This window comes from Weissella tructae (assembly GCF_000732905.1).
GTDB lineage: Bacteria > Bacillota > Bacilli > Lactobacillales > Lactobacillaceae > Weissella > Weissella tructae.
In genome coordinates this window covers 941,249-957,979 of the sequence record NZ_CP007588.1, presented here as the reverse complement: position 1 = coordinate 957,979, position 16,731 = coordinate 941,249, and the positions used below count along the sequence as shown (strand labels likewise).

15 protein-coding genes are annotated in these 16,731 nt (G+C 40.3%); 14 read left to right on the top strand and 1 reads right to left on the bottom strand.

Annotation, left to right across the window (positions count from 1 at the left end):
- The first annotated feature begins 298 nt into the window (after positions 1 to 298).
- From WS08_RS04625 to WS08_RS06785, 11 genes are all read left to right on the top strand, one after another.
- On the top strand, positions 299 to 1,657 hold the full coding sequence (locus tag WS08_RS04625) for a Na+/H+ antiporter NhaC family protein (protein ID WP_009496282.1): 1,359 nt from the start codon (positions 299 to 301) through the stop codon (positions 1,655 to 1,657).
- Between the two features lie 209 nt (positions 1,658 to 1,866).
- Positions 1,867 to 2,244, top strand: coding sequence for an EbsA family protein (locus tag WS08_RS04620; RefSeq protein WP_009496283.1), 378 nt, complete (start codon positions 1,867 to 1,869; stop codon positions 2,242 to 2,244).
- A gap of 14 nt (positions 2,245 to 2,258) precedes the next feature.
- Positions 2,259 to 3,173: an RluA family pseudouridine synthase gene (locus WS08_RS04615; RefSeq protein ID WP_009496284.1), complete on the top strand. Its 915-nt coding sequence runs from the start codon at positions 2,259 to 2,261 to the stop codon at positions 3,171 to 3,173.
- A 158-nt stretch (positions 3,174 to 3,331) separates the two neighbouring features.
- Positions 3,332 to 3,850, top strand: a complete 519-nt coding sequence (gene pyrR, locus WS08_RS04610; RefSeq protein WP_009496285.1) for a bifunctional pyr operon transcriptional regulator/uracil phosphoribosyltransferase PyrR — start codon at positions 3,332 to 3,334, stop codon at positions 3,848 to 3,850.
- Positions 3,851 to 3,901: 51 nt separating this feature from the next.
- Positions 3,902 to 4,987 carry a carbamoyl phosphate synthase small subunit gene (locus WS08_RS04605; protein ID WP_009496286.1) on the top strand — a complete coding sequence of 362 codons (1,086 nt, stop codon included), beginning with the start codon at positions 3,902 to 3,904 and terminating at the stop codon, positions 4,985 to 4,987.
- Positions 4,984 to 7,449 carry a carbamoyl phosphate synthase preATP-grasp domain-containing protein gene (locus WS08_RS04600; protein ID WP_009496288.1) on the top strand — a complete coding sequence of 822 codons (2,466 nt, stop codon included), beginning with the start codon at positions 4,984 to 4,986 and terminating at the stop codon, positions 7,447 to 7,449. Before WS08_RS04605 ends, WS08_RS04600 begins: the two co-directional genes overlap by 4 nt.
- A gap of 83 nt (positions 7,450 to 7,532) precedes the next feature.
- A complete protein-coding gene (locus WS08_RS04595; protein WP_009496290.1) occupies positions 7,533 to 8,447 on the top strand; it encodes a peptidylprolyl isomerase in 915 nt (304 codons plus the stop codon).
- Between the two features lie 221 nt (positions 8,448 to 8,668).
- Positions 8,669 to 9,964, top strand: coding sequence for an adenylosuccinate lyase (gene purB, locus WS08_RS04590; RefSeq protein WP_009496292.1), 1,296 nt, complete (start codon positions 8,669 to 8,671; stop codon positions 9,962 to 9,964).
- Between the two features lie 146 nt (positions 9,965 to 10,110).
- Positions 10,111 to 11,277, top strand: coding sequence for a UDP-galactopyranose mutase (glf, locus tag WS08_RS04585; RefSeq protein ID WP_009496294.1), 1,167 nt, complete (start codon positions 10,111 to 10,113; stop codon positions 11,275 to 11,277).
- Between the two features lie 32 nt (positions 11,278 to 11,309).
- Positions 11,310 to 13,037, top strand: coding sequence for a phospho-sugar mutase (locus tag WS08_RS04580; protein WP_009496296.1), 1,728 nt, complete (start codon positions 11,310 to 11,312; stop codon positions 13,035 to 13,037).
- A 97-nt stretch (positions 13,038 to 13,134) separates the two neighbouring features.
- Positions 13,135 to 13,815, top strand: coding sequence for a helix-turn-helix domain-containing protein (locus WS08_RS06785; RefSeq protein WP_009496298.1), 681 nt, complete (start codon positions 13,135 to 13,137; stop codon positions 13,813 to 13,815).
- 96 nt (positions 13,816 to 13,911) lie between these two features.
- On the opposite strand, the gene WS08_RS04570 is transcribed toward WS08_RS06785, so the two are convergent.
- Positions 13,912 to 14,352 carry a GNAT family N-acetyltransferase gene (locus tag WS08_RS04570; protein WP_009496300.1) on the bottom strand — a complete coding sequence of 147 codons (441 nt, stop codon included), beginning with the start codon at positions 14,350 to 14,352 and terminating at the stop codon, positions 13,912 to 13,914.
- Between the two features lie 275 nt (positions 14,353 to 14,627).
- Here WS08_RS04570 and WS08_RS04565 point away from each other — a divergent pair, with 275 nt between their 5' ends.
- The 3 genes from WS08_RS04565 to WS08_RS04555 are packed head-to-tail and all read left to right on the top strand — an operon-like array spanning position 14,628 to position 16,360.
- Complete coding sequence (locus WS08_RS04565; RefSeq protein ID WP_009496308.1) at positions 14,628 to 15,272, top strand: GyrI-like domain-containing protein; 645 nt, start codon at positions 14,628 to 14,630, stop codon at positions 15,270 to 15,272.
- 17 nt (positions 15,273 to 15,289) lie between these two features.
- Positions 15,290 to 15,736, top strand: coding sequence for a GNAT family N-acetyltransferase (locus tag WS08_RS04560; protein ID WP_009496309.1), 447 nt, complete (start codon positions 15,290 to 15,292; stop codon positions 15,734 to 15,736).
- A 36-nt stretch (positions 15,737 to 15,772) separates the two neighbouring features.
- Positions 15,773 to 16,360, top strand: coding sequence for a hypothetical protein (locus WS08_RS04555; RefSeq protein ID WP_009496310.1), 588 nt, complete (start codon positions 15,773 to 15,775; stop codon positions 16,358 to 16,360).
- Positions 16,361 to 16,731 lie beyond the last annotated feature (371 nt).

Sequence of the window (16,731 nt, the reverse complement as noted above, 5' to 3'; positions counted from 1 at the left end):
GAGAAACCGTGGTCGCTGTGAACGGTGCAGGTACATAACTTGAACTATTAACAATTAAATCCGACTAGAGGTGCTGTCTTTTTTAGGCAGCATGAACTTGGGTGGTACCACGAACAGACTGTTTCGTCCCAACTGTGCATTAGTGCGCGGTTGGGACTTTTTTATTTTTTTAGCAAACAAAGCAAGGAGCAATATGATGGGGTATACCAACTAAGCCATGCTGGTGGCAAAATTCGTTATCGAATAAAACCAGTGAACACATAACACATAATTTTTTGATAATGAATTGGAGACAGACATGAAAACAGTTGAACAACCACGATTTGTGGCCGCAATAAGCTTATTGCTTATTTTAGTATTAGTATTTGCCGTAAGTATTATTGGATTTGGTTTACCACCATTTATCCCATTGATCATTAGTATTTCAATTGTGATCGGCTTCGGACGTATACATAAATTTTCTTTTGAACAAATTCAAACACAAATGCTGTCTGGATTGAAAACTGGACTAGCACCGTTATTCTTATTCTTGCTAATTGGGATGTTGATTGCCTTGTGGATGGCAACAAATGTTATCCCAACAATGCTGTGGGCTGGATTTAACATTGCCAATCCACAATGGTTCTTGCCAACAACATTGCTATTGATGTCAATGGTTGGAACAATGATTGGATCAGCCTTTACAAGTATTGCGACTGTTGGGGTGGCCTTGATGGGTATTGGATTAACATTAGGGTTCTCACCTGAACTACTTGCTGGAGCAATCATCTCTGGAGCGATTTTTGGAGACAAGAGTTCACCATTGTCAGACTCAACTAACTTGGCATCATCAATTGCGGAAACGGATTTGTTTGCGCACATCAAGAACATGATGTGGACAACATTACCTAGTTTATTTGTTAGTTTGGTTCTATTCACAGTTCTTGGTATGAACCATACAGCGACAACGAACGTCAGTGCGTTGAATGAACTACAAACAATTATGACACCAACTTGGTTAGCGCTTGTACCACTAGTGCTATTGGTGGGGATGACCCTTAAGCGTATCCCAGCAATCATTACATTGCTGGTCAACATTCTAGTAACATCAGCGATGTTCTTAGTACACAACACACCAATGGCGTTGAACGAACTATTGTTGAACGGATTCAAGACAGATAGCCAAAACGAATTATTACAAGCATTGTTTAATCGTGGTGGGATGATGTCAATGATGCCAACTGTAATTATTATTATGCTGGCCTTGTCATTGGGTGGACTGCTAACAGAACAAAAGATTTTGCAAAGCGTTATGGCGCCATTGGTACCACGTATTAAGACTGGTGCTGGTGTCATTACAGGAACATTGTTTACAGGAACATTAGCGAACTTCATGATTGGTGAACAATACCTAGCAACGATTTTGCCAGGACAACTATGGAAGGAAAGTTTTGATCGTGTAAAGCTTTCACGTCTTGCTTTGGGACGTACATTAGAAGACTCAGGAACTGTATTGAACTACCTTGTTCCTTGGGGAGTAGCCGGAAGTTTTGCGGCACAAACACTTGGTGTTTCAGTTTGGGCATTCGCACCATTTGTATTCTTCGCATGGCTTTCACCAGTCTTCTCACTTGTCTCAGCATGGACTGGAATTGGTTTGAAGCGTGTTGAAAATTAAGCACTAATTAAATGACTTTATTTAAAAACGTACCTATATAAATAAGTACGTTTTTTATTTTGGACAGATTATGCTTTAATCATCAATTAAAAAATCTGTTTTATGGAAAATTCAATGTTCATTATAGATACTAAGTCATAGGCACAACTGCGTGTTGATAGATGGTATATGTTATACTGAAAAGATAATAAATTGAGTGAGGCGATAGCATGAAAGGTTTTTATCAAACAGCTGGACTAGTGGGCTGGGTATTTTGGACGTGGCTCTTGATGGTGCCAGTTTTTGGTATGATTATGTGGTTAGAAGTGACGCATTTAAATGTATATTCAATTGTGTCATTTATCCTCTTTGTTGTGTTGATTACGTACATATTTGGTCGTCAAAAAGTAACGATGGAAGCGGATGGATTGCGTTTTCGTAAGTTAGCAAGTATTCATAGCGACTACATCACGTACGATGAAATGTCACAAATTCAATTTACAAAACGTACTGTGATATTTAGTGTTCGAGGCGAACAATACAATTATTGGCTATCACCTAAATTTCACCAAGCATTAAAGGCGTACTTTGAAACGTCAGACATATAGAAAGAGATAACATCGTGCCAGAAAAAACATTAATTATCAGTGAAGAAACAGGTCGTCTAGACAAAGTGCTAGCCGAACATTTTGATGATCTAACACGTTCACAAGTTGGAACATTAAACACAGACGGAAACATTTTAGTAAATGGCGAAAATAAAAAGCAAAAGTATTCAGTAAAGCCAGGGGATGAAATCGTTGTGACGATTCCAGAACCGGTGGAACTAGATGTAAAGCCAGAAAACATTCCATTGGAAATTGTCTATGAAGATGATGATGTGATTGTTGTAAACAAGCCACAAGGCATGGTTGTACATCCTGCATTAGGACATCCATCAGGAACATTGGTGAATGCTTTGATGTACCACACAACGCTTTCAAGTATTAATGGCGTTATTCGTCCCGGGATTGTTCACCGTATCGACAAGGATACATCAGGTCTATTGATGGTTGCTAAGAATGATGCAGCCCATGAAAACCTATCTGCACAATTGAAGGATAAGAAAAACTTGCGCCAATACTATGCCTTGGTGCACGGTGAATTCGTAGAAAATACAGGAACAATTAAGGCCCCAATTGGTCGTTCTAAGGCAGACCGTAAGAAGCAAGGAATTGTTGCTGACGGACGTGAAGCCGTATCTCACTTTGAAGTGGTTGAACGCTTTGTCGGCTACACATTGTTGAAGGTTAACCTTGAAACAGGACGTACACATCAAATTCGTGTACACATGCAATACATCGGACACCCAGTTGCTGGTGATCCATTATACGGACCAAGTAAGACGTTGAAGGGGAATGGACAATTCTTGCATGCGGCAACACTTGGTTTGACACAACCAACAACAGGAGAAGAATTAGAATTTTCTGTACCTGTACCTGAAGTATTCGCAAATACTTTGGCAGAATTACCACGTTACGCACAAATCGAAGAATAATTTCTTTCCTAACGTGTTTCATGGTAAAATTTAGTTAATTCTTCTTAAGTTCAACCTGTGAGTTGATCAGGAGATAACGCAAATTTAGTAATCAACCAAAGCGTTATCTGCATTTTTTTCAGATAACGCTTTTTTTATACAATTTTAGGAGAAAAACAATGGCTAAAGAAATTGTTGACGCGATGGCAATGCAACGTGCGCTAACACGTATTACGTACGAAATTATTGAAAAAAACAAGGGTGTTAATAACTTAGTAATTGTTGGTATTAAGACACGTGGTGTCTTTATTGGGCAACATATTGCGAAGCGATTAAAGCAATTGGAAAATGTTGATATTCCTGTGGGAGAATTGGATATTTCAGCATATCGTGATGACTACGATGCTGCGGTCGCAGTCGCCAACAAGCAAGAATTGAACGTTAACATCGATGGTAAGCGTGTCATTCTAGTGGATGACGTCTTGTACACAGGTCGTACAATTCGTGCTGCCTTGGACGCATTGATGGATAATGGTCGTCCAGCCGTTGTTAACTTGGCAGTATTAGTTGACCGTGGACACCGTGAATTGCCAGTACGTGCTGATTTCGTAGGAAAGAACATCCCCACATCAGCGACAGAACGTATTAAGGTTAACGTAAAGGAAGTTGATGGCTACGACGCCGTTGAAATTCGTTAATCAATCGCTATAGAAAGGACGTAACATTGGGAGATGTTACGAACGGTTATCATGGCAAAACGATATTTAATTTTACAAGACGGAACAGTTTTTGAGGGAGTAGCATTTGGTGCACCAACAAGTACGTCTGGAGAAATCTTTTTCCATACGGCGATGACAGGGTACCAAGAAATCATGACTAATCCGATTTACCATAATCAAATTGTGGCCTTTACCATGCCAACGATTGGTGCTGCAGGAATTAATCATCGTGCTGACGAAGCGATTGGGCCGATGGTTAAAGGAATTGTTGTACGATCATTAGCAGAAGTTTCAACGAATCGTTTACGTTCAATGAGTTTGCACGAGTTTTTGATGCGTCATAATATTCCGGGAATTGCACAAGTAGATACACGTGCATTGACGCGTCATTTACGAGAAACAGGCGCACAAAAAGCATCAATTGTTGATAATGCGGACGAACATGCATTTGATCAATTGCGTGCGATGGTTTTGACAAGCCAACAAATTCAACAAACATCAACACCGCGTGCCTATGTTAATCCAGGGCGTAAGGCAAATGTTATTGTGATTGATTTTGGTCTGAAGAGTGGTATTTTACGACTATTGAATGATTACGATGCGAACGTTACGGTGTTGCCTTACAATGCGACAAGTGATGATGTGTCTAATTTGGATCCTGATGGGATTGTGTTCTCTTCAGGACCAGGTGACCCACATGTTGTTCCTGACAGTATTTTAGACTTGATTCGTGAGTATCAAGAAAAAGTACCATTGTTTGGAATTGGCTTAGGCCATGAATTATTTGCCTTAGCAAATGGGGTTTCTTTGGCCCGTATGGCAAGTGAACATCATGGGATGAACCACCCAATTCGTGAACAAATTTCGAACCAAATCATGTATGCGACACAGGCAGAAGGATATCAAGTTGATCCGGCCACACTACGTGGGAAGAATATGATTGTGACACACGTTGATTTAACCGACGGCTCAATTCAAGGATTGCGTCATCGTGATTATCCAGCCTTTAGTGTGCAATTCTTCCCAGATACAGCACCTGGACCAGCTGAAGCCGTACAACCATTTGATGACTTTATGGAATTGGTGACTGCGCGACGAGGAGGATACCGTATATGAATGAACGTATTTTATTAATTGGTAGCTCTGCGGATGGATTTGGTCGTGCGACCGAAAGTGATGTTGCTAGCTGTGAAATGATTGATGAATTACTGCGTCGTGAGTATGCTGTGTACTATATTGATGATAATCCGTATAGTTTTGCAGCAACTCACACGGGCATTAAGTTCATTGTGTCTGAATTAACAACAGATAAATTAGTTAAGATCATTATCGAAGAAGGTATTACAGCCATTGCGCCAACTGTTGGTGGTATGACTGCGATTAATTTGACGACAGATATTGTTAAAGTATTAGGCGAACAAAGTCCACGTGTCTTAGGTCCTTCATTGGCCGTGATGGAAGCCGCACAAAACTCAAAATATCTACAAGAACGTTTGGCAAAGTTGGGATTGCCCTACATTCAAACGCGCATTGCCAGTACACCATCTGAAGTGTTTGATGTGGCGCGTGAGCTTGATTTCCCAGTTGTGGTACGACCTGTTGCGCCACGTGGGGTTAGTACGCGTCTGCAAGCCGAAGATGCTGCTGAGTTGGATCATGTAGCAGAGGTGTGCTTAGAACAATCATTAACGCACCAAGTTAGTATCGATAAGAGTATCTATGGCTACCGTGAAATTGATTTGCTGGTCATGCGTGATGCTCGCGATACAACGCTATTGATTGGTGGGACAGAAGACTTGGATCCATTTGGTATCCATTCTGGTGATTCCATTGCGATTACACCGGTACAAACGTTATCTGACCCAGCCTTTCAAACTTTGCGTGAAGCGGCTTTTAGAGTTGCACGAGGGTTTGATGTTGAAGGGGTCTTAGAAGTTCGCTTTGCCATTCAACCAGAAGAAGATGAATTTGTCATCACACGTGTGATTCCATTCTTTGCGCGTAAAACGTCTATCATTACAGCCGCGACTGGGTATCCTTTGATTCCAGTTATGACCGGTGTGATGTTAGGGGAGCGTTTGGATAAAATTCAAATTTCCGATGTTTACGCTGAACATACAGCGCTATTGGAACCAACAATGGACCACGTTGCGATTCGTTTCCCGGTTTTTGCTTTCCGTGAATTGGAAAATGCCAATTTATTGACAGCGAACCGTTTGGATACGATTCAAAAATCAGTCGGAACGACCATTGGGGTTGGACGTAGTGTTGAAGAAGCGCTTGAAAAGGCGATTCGTGCGGCGCATTTCAACAATTTGAGCTTTTCACCAACAATTATGAATGCTTTAACTGATAATCAAATTATTGAACAATTATTGCATCCCCGCGATAACCGTATTCTGCTATTACTTGAAGCATTACGTCGTGGTTACACGGTGGATGAATTAGTTGAGTTGACGAAAATTGACGCATTTTATTTCTATAAGCTTGAAAACATTATGAAGTTGGAACAAGAAATTCCCAAGAGTCCATGGGACGCGGAAACCTTGCGCGCAGCTAAGTATTATGGCCTTTCAGATGGTCTTGTGGCGCGTCTATGGGAGACATCATACGAAGAAGTCCGTCGTTTCCGTTTAGAAAACGAAATTTTACCAACATATAAAGCCTTTGAGCCATCTGCTGGTGAATTTGAAGAAGCGGTTACGCAATACTATTCAACTTTTGAATTTGAAAATGAAAGTGAGCAGTTGGGGGATGACAGTGCGTTGGTGATTGGAACCGGTGCATTCCGCCTAGGGGATGGTGGTGCTGCGGCTTATATGATGGCATCTGTTGCAGATGAAATTAAAAAGCAAGGCATCAAGACAATTTTGATGAATAACAATCCGCATGACTTGATGTTTATGCCGGAGTTAAGTGATAAGCGTTATTTTGAACCTCTAGAGATGTCAGACATTATGAATGTTGTTGATATTGAAAAGCCGAGTCGTATTTTTGTACCCGGTAATCGAATTAAATTAATTCGTAGTTTAAAAGAAGCTGGCTTGAACGTTCATGTCATTCCGCGTGATAAGTATTCAACGACAACTTTGCCAGTTGAGGCAGAAAAACAATTACTGAACTATTATTATGATGGTGAAAAATTGTATCCGATTGGGATCAGTCGTCAAACAAATGCGGGCATTATTTTCGAGCCAAAGGATCAAGCTTTAATTTGTGATATGCCACTACCAGATGTAGCGCTTGTATCACCTGGTTTGTATCAAGCCGAGGTCGAAGATGTAAATGATTGTGTGCAATTGGAAGCAGGAAGCATTTTGCCAATGCCATTTACGCACGTTGCTTTCCTTGAAAAGGTTACTGGAATTGGTTTTGTGCGTTTGTCGGTTCGAGCTATGCTTGGGAAAACAACCGTAGAAGACGAAGCACTATTACGTCAATTGCCAGCCGTGAACTGGTATCACAAGGGTGGAAAACTAACGTATGTCGATGAAGAAATGAACGTCCATCTACAGTTACAACATGCCTTGGATAATGGCCGATTTGCACTAGGCGCACGCTACGAAGTGTTCGACTAGTCGATTGGGATATCTAGGTGAGTTGTGTGAAGTATGATACACTATAAGAATAACTTTGTAAGAGAAGAGAGGCTGAATTAGCTATGTGGAAGAAATTTATTGCGATTTTAATTGTATTAGGTGGGGGAGTTGGACTTGCAGTTTGGGGAGCTGGTCCGGCAACAGTAGCAACAACAAGTGCTGGTAATGTGACTGAAAAGGCGTTCTACGATAACGTTAAGAACACACCAACTGGTCAAAAGGCATTGGCAGATATGATCGTGACTGACGTATTGGAAAAGGCCTACGGTAAGGACGTTTCAAACAAGGATGTTAACAAGAAGTATGATGAAGAACGTAAGAACATGGGTGACATGTTTGAACAACAACTTCAAGCTGCTGGAATGACAACTGACATGTTTAAGGACGCTGTTAAGCTACAAATGTTGCAAGAAGCAGCTGTTGCAGCTAACACAGATGTTTCAGATAAGACATTGAAGGAAGAATACAAAGACTTTACACCAAACGTAAATGTATCTGTTATCAATGTTGAAAAGAAGGAACAAGCAGAAGACATCATCAAGAAGTTAGACGACAAGGGTGACTTTGCAGAACTTGCAAAGAAGGAATCAAAGTCTGCTGAAGCTGCTGATGGTGGCAAGATGGAAGCCTTCAACTCATACACAACAACACAAGAAAAGGACTTTAACAAGGCTGCCTTTGGTTTGAAGAAGGGTGAATACACAACTTCACCAGTTAAGACTTCAACAGGTTATGCAGTTATCAAGATGGACTCACGTGACGAAAACAAGTCATTTGAAGATGTTAAGGACCAAATGAAGGCTGGTAAGATTAAGGCCGCACAAACTAACCCAGAAACAATGAACGCCATTGTTGGAGAAGAATTGGGTAAGTCAGACGTTAACATCAAGGATAACGACTTGAAGAACGTTTTGAGCAAGTACACACAAGCTGCTGCGACAAAGAAGGCTGATGAAGCTAAGGCAAAGTCAAAGTAATTGTATAAATGATCGAAGTCATTACTACGGTAATGGCTTTTTTCTTTGATTAAAAACAGTAATGTTCGGTATCTGACGAATGTTTTACGTGAATAAATATTTTTAAATTCGGTTTTTTTACTTAAATTACAGGGTAGTGCTATTCATTTACGTATAAAACGTGTATAATTATGTTTATTGATTAAGAATGTTCGTATTTTGAAAGAAACGGGTGATAAAGGATGATTGAACGTTATACACGACCAGCCATGCGTGCCGTATGGTCTCAAGAAAACCAATACCAAAGTTGGCTTGATGTAGAAATTGCTGTAACAGCCGGTTGGGTTGTTGAAGGAATGATTCCAGAAACTGATTTAATCAAAATTCGAGAAAATGCAACATTTGATGTCGCACGTATTGCGGAAATTGAAGCGGAAACACGTCATGATGTCGTGGCCTTTACACGTAACGTGTCGGAATCACTTGGGGATGAACGTAAGTGGATTCACTATGGTTTGACATCAACTGACGTTGTGGACACAGCGCAAGCATTGCGTCTACGTCAAGCAAACGACATCATCAAGGCTGACTTGGTTGCTTACCGCGACGCCTTGGCAAAGATTGCTTTGGCATACAAGGACACTGTTATGATGGGGCGTACACACGGTGTGCACGCTGAACCAACAACATTTGGGTTAGTGATGGCACGTTTCTACCAAGCAGCTGAACGTAACATTGCCCGTTTTGAACGCGTCGCTGATGCTGTTGAAACAGGTAAGTTGTCTGGTGCTGTGGGAACATTTGCGAATGTGCCACCACATGTTGAAGAAGTCGCAATGGCTGAACTAGGACTAACACCAGAACCGATTGGATCACAAGTGTTGCCACGTGATTTGCATGCTGATTATCTATCAACAATTGCAGTTATTGGGACAACGATTGAAGAACTAGCAACTGAAATTCGTGGTTTGCAACGTTCAGAAATTCATGAAGTTGAAGAAGGATTTGCCGGTGGTCAAAAGGGATCATCTGCAATGCCGCACAAGCGTAACCCAATCGGATCTGAAAACGTGGTGGGATTGTCACGTGTCTTGCGTGGATACTCTGTAACCGGAATGGAAAACGTTCCATTGTGGCACGAACGTGATATTTCACACTCAAGTGCTGAACGTATGATTTTGCCAGATGCAACAAGTACGCTTGATTACATGTTGAACCGTATGACAAACATTTTGAACAATTTGCAAGTCTTCCCAGACACAATGCGTGCCAATATGGACCGTACTTACGGATTGATTTACTCACAACGTTTGTTGTTGAAGTTGGTTGATAAGGGGATGTCACGTGAAGGGGCATACGACACTGTGCAACCACTAACAGCGCGTTCATGGGACGAACAATTACAATTTAAGGATTTGGTTGAAGCAGACGCCACAATCACTGAACGCTTAACACAAGCAGAAATTGATGAAGCCTTTGATTATAACTGGCATTTGAAGCATGTTGATGACATTTTTAAGCGCCTAAACCTAATTTAATGAATTGAGAAAAAGACTGTGTGAAAACGCAGTCTTTTTTGTTTGGCTACTCTTAATAGAATGGTATATACTAATGGTAATAAGAACATGTGCGCCAACGGTTAATTGCCCGCGGACGTAAGAAATGAATTCAGGATGGGATAACAATGATCAATAACAAACAATATGATTATTTAGTTGTCGGAGCTGGCCCATTTGGTGCCATCTTCGCCTATGAAGCAGCAAAACAAAATAAGCGTGTCTTAGTAATTGATAAGCGATCACATGTGGGTGGTAATCTTTATACGCATACTGAACATGGTGTGACAGTACATGATTATGGGGCTCATATTTTCCATACTGATAACAAGCAGGTTTGGGATTACATTCGCCAATTTGCCAACTTTAATGGTTATCAAAATCAAGTGATGGCTAACTATAAGGGTGAGATGTACAACCTACCATTTAATATGAATACATTTTATGAGATGTGGGGAACCAAGACACCGGCGGAAGCCCAAGCTAAGATTAATGAACAACGTGAAGCTGCGTTGGGGGCTCTAGGTGATCGCGAACCACGTAACTTAGAAGAACAGGCCATTTCATTAATTGGAACAGATATCTACGAAAAGTTAATTAAAGGGTACACAGAAAAACAATGGGGGCGTAAGGCAACCGAATTGCCAGCGTTTATCATTAAGCGTTTGCCAGTACGTTTTATTTACGATAACAACTATTTCAATCACCGTTATCAAGGAATTCCAGTTGGTGGATATACACAAATTTTTGATCAACTGCTAGATCATCCATTAATTGATGTACAAGTGGATACAGACTTTTTTGAGAATCAAGAAGCCTACTTGGCAGAATTCCCACGTATTGTTTACACGGGAATGATTGATCAATTCTTCAATTATGAATTCGGTGAACTAGAATATCGTTCACTAGAATTTAAAACAGAAGTTCATGAGGTCGATAATGTACAAGGAAATGCCGTAATTAACTATACAGACGCGGAAACACCTTACACACGTATCATGGAATGGAAGCATTTTGATGGCTTAGCTGACGATGGTTATTCCGTGATTACACGCGAATATCCAAAGGCTTGGAATCGTGCAGAAGAAGCCTACTATCCGGTTAACGATGACCGTAACATGGGTGTTTATAAGCAGTATGCGCAAGCAGCACGTCAACTATCAGACCAAGTGATTTTTGGTGGTCGTTTGGGACAATATCGTTATTACGATATGGATCAAGTCATCCATGCGGCACTAACAACTGTACGAACAGAATTTAACTTACCAACAGATCACGATTTTATGAACAAGTAATTTATTCAGGCACAATAAAAGGGAGAAATACAATGACTTGGCAAGAAAATTACAAAGTATGGGCAGAACAAGAAAACTTACCCGCTGATTTAGCAACAGAAATGGCTGATTTAGCAGCAGATGAAAAGATGGCAGAAGATGCTTTCTACCAAGCACTGTCATTTGGAACAGCTGGTATGCGTGGTATTATGGGTGCGGGAATTAACCGTATGAATATCTACACAATTCGTCAAGCCACTGAAGGTTTGGCGCGTTTGATGGATCAACAAACAGAAGAAATTAAAGCACAAGGTGTAGCAATTTCATACGACTCACGTCACAATTCAGCCCGTTTTGCGCGTGAAGCAGCGCGTGTCTTAGTCGCTCATGGTATCAAGGTTTACTTGTTTGAATCATTGCGTCCAACGCCAGAACTATCATTTGCGGTTCGTCATCTAAATGCATATGCTGGAATTATGTTGACGGCATCACACAATCCAAAGGCTTACAATGGATACAAGATTTATGGTACTGATGGTGGACAAATGCCACCTGCAGAATCAGACATTATCACATCATCTATTCGTGAAGCGGATATGTTTACGGTGCCTGTCGCCGATGACGCTACATTGGACGAAAACCCATTGTTAACAATGATTGGGGCTGACGTTGATGCGGCCTACTTGGCTGAAGTTGCGACAGTTTCAATTAACAAGAAGTTGATTGCGGCTGAAGGGGCTGACATGAAGTTGGTATATTCTCCATTGCACGGAACGGGTGCTAAGGTTGCTGGTCCTGCGCTTGAACAAGCGGGATTCACTAATGTCATTATGGTTCCAGAACAAATGGAACCTAATGGGGACTTCCCAACAGTTGAATTGCCTAACCCAGAAGATCCTAAAGCTTTGGCGATGGGAATTGAACTGGCTAAGAAGGAAAACGCTGATGTCGTTATCGGAGTTGATCCTGATGCCGACCGTATGGGAGTAGCAGTTCGTCAACCTGATGGTGAATACGTGCTATTGACAGGAAACCAAATTGCAGCCGTTACATTGAACTACATCCTAACAGCATTGGCTGACGCTGACCGTCTACCAACAAATGGTGCTGTGGTTAAGTCAATCGTATCATCTGAATTTGCGACTGCGATTGCGGATCACTACGATGTTGAAATGTTGAATGTTTTGACTGGATTCAAGTACATCGCCGAAAAGATTCAACAATTCGAAGATGACAAGAGCCGTACTTTCTTGTATGGATTCGAAGAATCTTATGGATACTTGGTAAAGCCATTTGTCCGCGACAAGGATTCAGTTCAAGCAACCGTTTTGTTTGCAGAAGTTGCGGCTTACTACAAGGCGCAAGGTAAGACTGTCTTTGATGGTCTACAAGAATTGTTTGCTAACTATGGTTACTTTGTTGAAGACACAAAGTCACTAACATTTAGCGGAATTGATGGTGCCGAAAAGATTGCGGCATTGATGGCCAAGTTCCGTGCAGAAACACCTGCATCATTTGGTGATGTGGCTGTTGTTCGTGTTGAAGATTTTGACGCCCAAACAGTGACAGATGTCGTGACACAAATCAGCACACCACTTGATTTGCCAAAGGCAAATGTTGTGAAGTACCAATTGGCAGATGGTAGCTGGGTAGCCGTACGTCCTTCGGGAACTGAACCAAAGATTAAGTTCTACGTAGGAACAAAGGGTAACACGCAAGCCGCCGCTGATGCTGAATTGGCAGCGATTCAAGCAACGATTGCAGAATACACAAACGTATAAAACATATTAGAAGCTAACATCAACAACTGTTGATGTTTTTTTCGACACATAAAGTGCATTATAAGCTACTTCCGATTTAGGCAGTAAAGGAATTCATATGAACATATTTACAAGAACAAAACAATTAGCAGAACTGCAAGGTTTATCTTTGAGTCAATTATCTTTAAAGGCTGGATTGAGTGAAAAGACACTTTACCGTTGGCGAACAGGTAATCCGAAATTTGAGACGATTGAACAAGTTGCCAAAGCATTAAATGTACCAGTGAACACTTTGTTGAACGATACGCCAACAGAAGAGTTGTTGGAATTTGAGACAGAAGTGATGGCAGAACCTTTTGACCTAAGTAATCCACACAAAGTGCGTTGGGATGAATATCAACGTGTCATTGTGACCGGTGATGGGCATCAAGGGTTGAATGATAATGCAGTTATCACGATTGAATATAATCGTGTCCCAGCTGGTTTAAAGTCCAAAAAAGGGGATGAAAATTGGCGTGTGCATAGCGTTGTCAAAATTCCTTTTGGTTATCTAGATCAAGTTGATAGTGATTTTGTGCAAGAGAAATATCGTGATTATCAAATCGCGACATTCCCAAACATTAAGCATGCGATTCAACAACGTTTAGGAACAAATGATGAGCAGGTCAACGTCTTAGATTTAGCTGATCTTGTGAAGCGTTCTGATCGTGCGAGTTTGTTACAAGTAAATGGTCAAACACTGCCAGAAGAAGCATGGAAAGACATTGAAGCACTTGTAAAGAAATACAAGGACATGTAAAACAAAAAATCCGATGACAGAGAATCTCTGCATCGGATTTTTTATTTACATGTCATAAATCCTGGATTGCGATTAAACATCAGGTTAGGGACATGATTAAACTGTGGCACGACGTAAATGTAAAATTGGAAAATCACGACCTTGACCATCTTGTGCTGAGCGATCAACTTGTTCAAAACCGTTTTTGTTGTAGAACTTTACGGCATTAGGATTGTCTTCATTAACATCAATAAACATAATGTTCTTTTCGGCAACTAGACGTTGCAAGATTTGACTACCGAAACCTTGCTTGAAATAAGTTGGGTCTAGGAAGAGCATTTCTAGTGAATCTTCCACAACCCCTGAAAACCCAATCAAGTTGTCATTGTCATACCAAAGTGAGACATCCACTTGGGTGAAATAAAAAGGCACTTCGGTTTTCAATTGGATGATATCCGCTTCACTTAAAAAAGTGTGTGTTGCACGAACAGAGCGTTCCCAAATGTCTAAGGCTGTTGCATCGTGTTCTCGTGTTAGGGGCATACTTGTTAGAGACATTATTAATCTCCTTTCAAAAAAGTAATTCTAGATTAGAATAGAAAATAAGTATAACATATAGTTGGAATCGATTATGCAGCTCTTATGACGATGAATACTTATAAAAGATATACAATATTAATGTTTTATTGAGAGGGAATATTGGTTTTTAGAAGTTGATGTTATGATTTCTGAAAATTAACGCCTTTTTTAACCAATATGTTGTATTGTTGAACAACGCTATAATTAGCGATGTGTATTGGGATGATCAGGAAGTATCAACGAGGCGAAATATAGTGAAATTTGATATTAAAAAAACAGCAGAATTTAAAGCGACTCGAACGCCAAAAATAATTGAGCGTCCACGTCGACGAGTTTTATGTATTGATGGTTTTGGTGATCCAAACAATGACCACTTTGAAGAATATGTTAAGGCCATGTATGCCTGTGCGTATGGCATTAAAATGGGGTATAAAAAGATGCAGGCAGATAGTATCGAAGGAGATAAGCGTGATTTTGTCGTGCCACCTTTGCAAGGATACTGGAGTATATCAGAGGCTGCACAAAAAGCAGGGACTTGGACCAAAGACGATTTTGTTTTTCGTTTAGAAATCGTCATACCTGATTTTGTTTCATCAGATTATATCCAGCGTAAAATTGATGAAACAGTGATTTCAAAGCCAGATATTTTACGTATTAAAGATGTTTACGTGGGTGACATTGAAGCGGTAACGAGTTGTCATATCTTGCATGTTGGTCCGTATGATACAGAACCTGAAAGTTTTAAGGTTATGAACGATTATTTGATAGCGCAAGGATATGACCGAACAAGTAAAAATCATAGAGAAATATACTTAGGCGACGTCCGTAAGGCAAAGCCAGAAAATCTAAAAACAATCCTTGAAGTGACAGTGCAAGAGAAGATGGTAACAGGGAGTTAAGTGAAAGGATCTAGACAATGACATTGTATATCAAAGATGAGCAGGGGATTTCAAAGACATATGAGGATGCGAAAATTATCCGACAAGAAGTGTTCATTAACGAACAACAGATACCTGCAGAATTAGAATTTGATAACCAAGAGAATAATCGTGTGCATTATGTAGGATATCAAGTAGATAATGCGGGAGAGTCTGTGCCGGCTACGACAGCAAGAATTCATGAACAACATGACAATTGGCACATTGAACGTGTTGCTACTGTAAAGGATTTACGTGGTAATGGGTTTGCAAAACAACTTTTGACGAAAATTATTCAAGATGCTCGAGAGAAAGATATATCAGTTGTGGCATTGGGCGCGCAATTACATGCGACTGGATTTTATGAAGAATTAGGATTTGTTCAACAAGGTGATGTGTTTATGGATGCCGGCATTGAACATATCACAATGACGTTACATATTTAGTGGGAGCTAAATATGCGTAGAGGAGAAAATGAGTATATGGAAAATGAAACACGTCAATCACGACAAACAAAGGGAATGAAGCCAGCTGTTAAAGTTGCTATTGGTGTTGGACTAGTATTGATAGCAATAGGTGCAGGATCTTTAGTGGGGATGATGATCAACAAAGGGAACAGCGTTGTCCAAAAAGAAGAAAAGCAATCCGCTATTTCACGGGTTGAATCTGAAAAGAGTGGCCCAAAATCAACAATTATAAATAGTGAAGACAATACGGCTTCAAGCTCTATAGAAAGTACAACATCTGTTCAAAATATGGATGGTCAGTATGTATACGGAGAGTTTTTAGAGCTTCCTAAACAAATGAAGTGGAACAAAACTGAGCTAGGTGCTGGACGTGATGGAAACGGTGAAAGAGATCTATTGATAAATAAAGCTCGTGATGAGTATGACTTAGGAACATTTACAGAGGAATATGTTACGACACAAGGACCACAGCAATTTTTAGCATATAATATTGTTGCAGAGCGTGGATTTATTACGGTTATACATTCATGGGGATCAAACTACAAAGGCGATGGAGCGAAACACTACTGGACACTGAAAAATGTTTATAAATACAACTCATAATAGATTTAATTGCTATCTAAAATTACAAAATCTTCACCAGAGAATCATAACATTCTCCATCATGACTGCTCATAACCGTCCGGTTATAGGTATCAGTCTGACATGAATGATTCAAAGTGGGATCAACGATACACTATATCAATGAGGTGTGAATATGGCCGACATTGCGGAATACAAATTGCTTTTAAAATGTAGTGATGAAGATGCTGTAGAACATTTGTTACGGAAATATGGACAAGCGACAGACGATTACTTCAAAGAAAAATAAATCGTACAAATACTCTGTCTCGAATATTAACATAGAAATGTAATAAACATTGTCATATCAGTATTTTAGGGTGGCTTAAGTTCTATCTAGTTAACTGTACAGA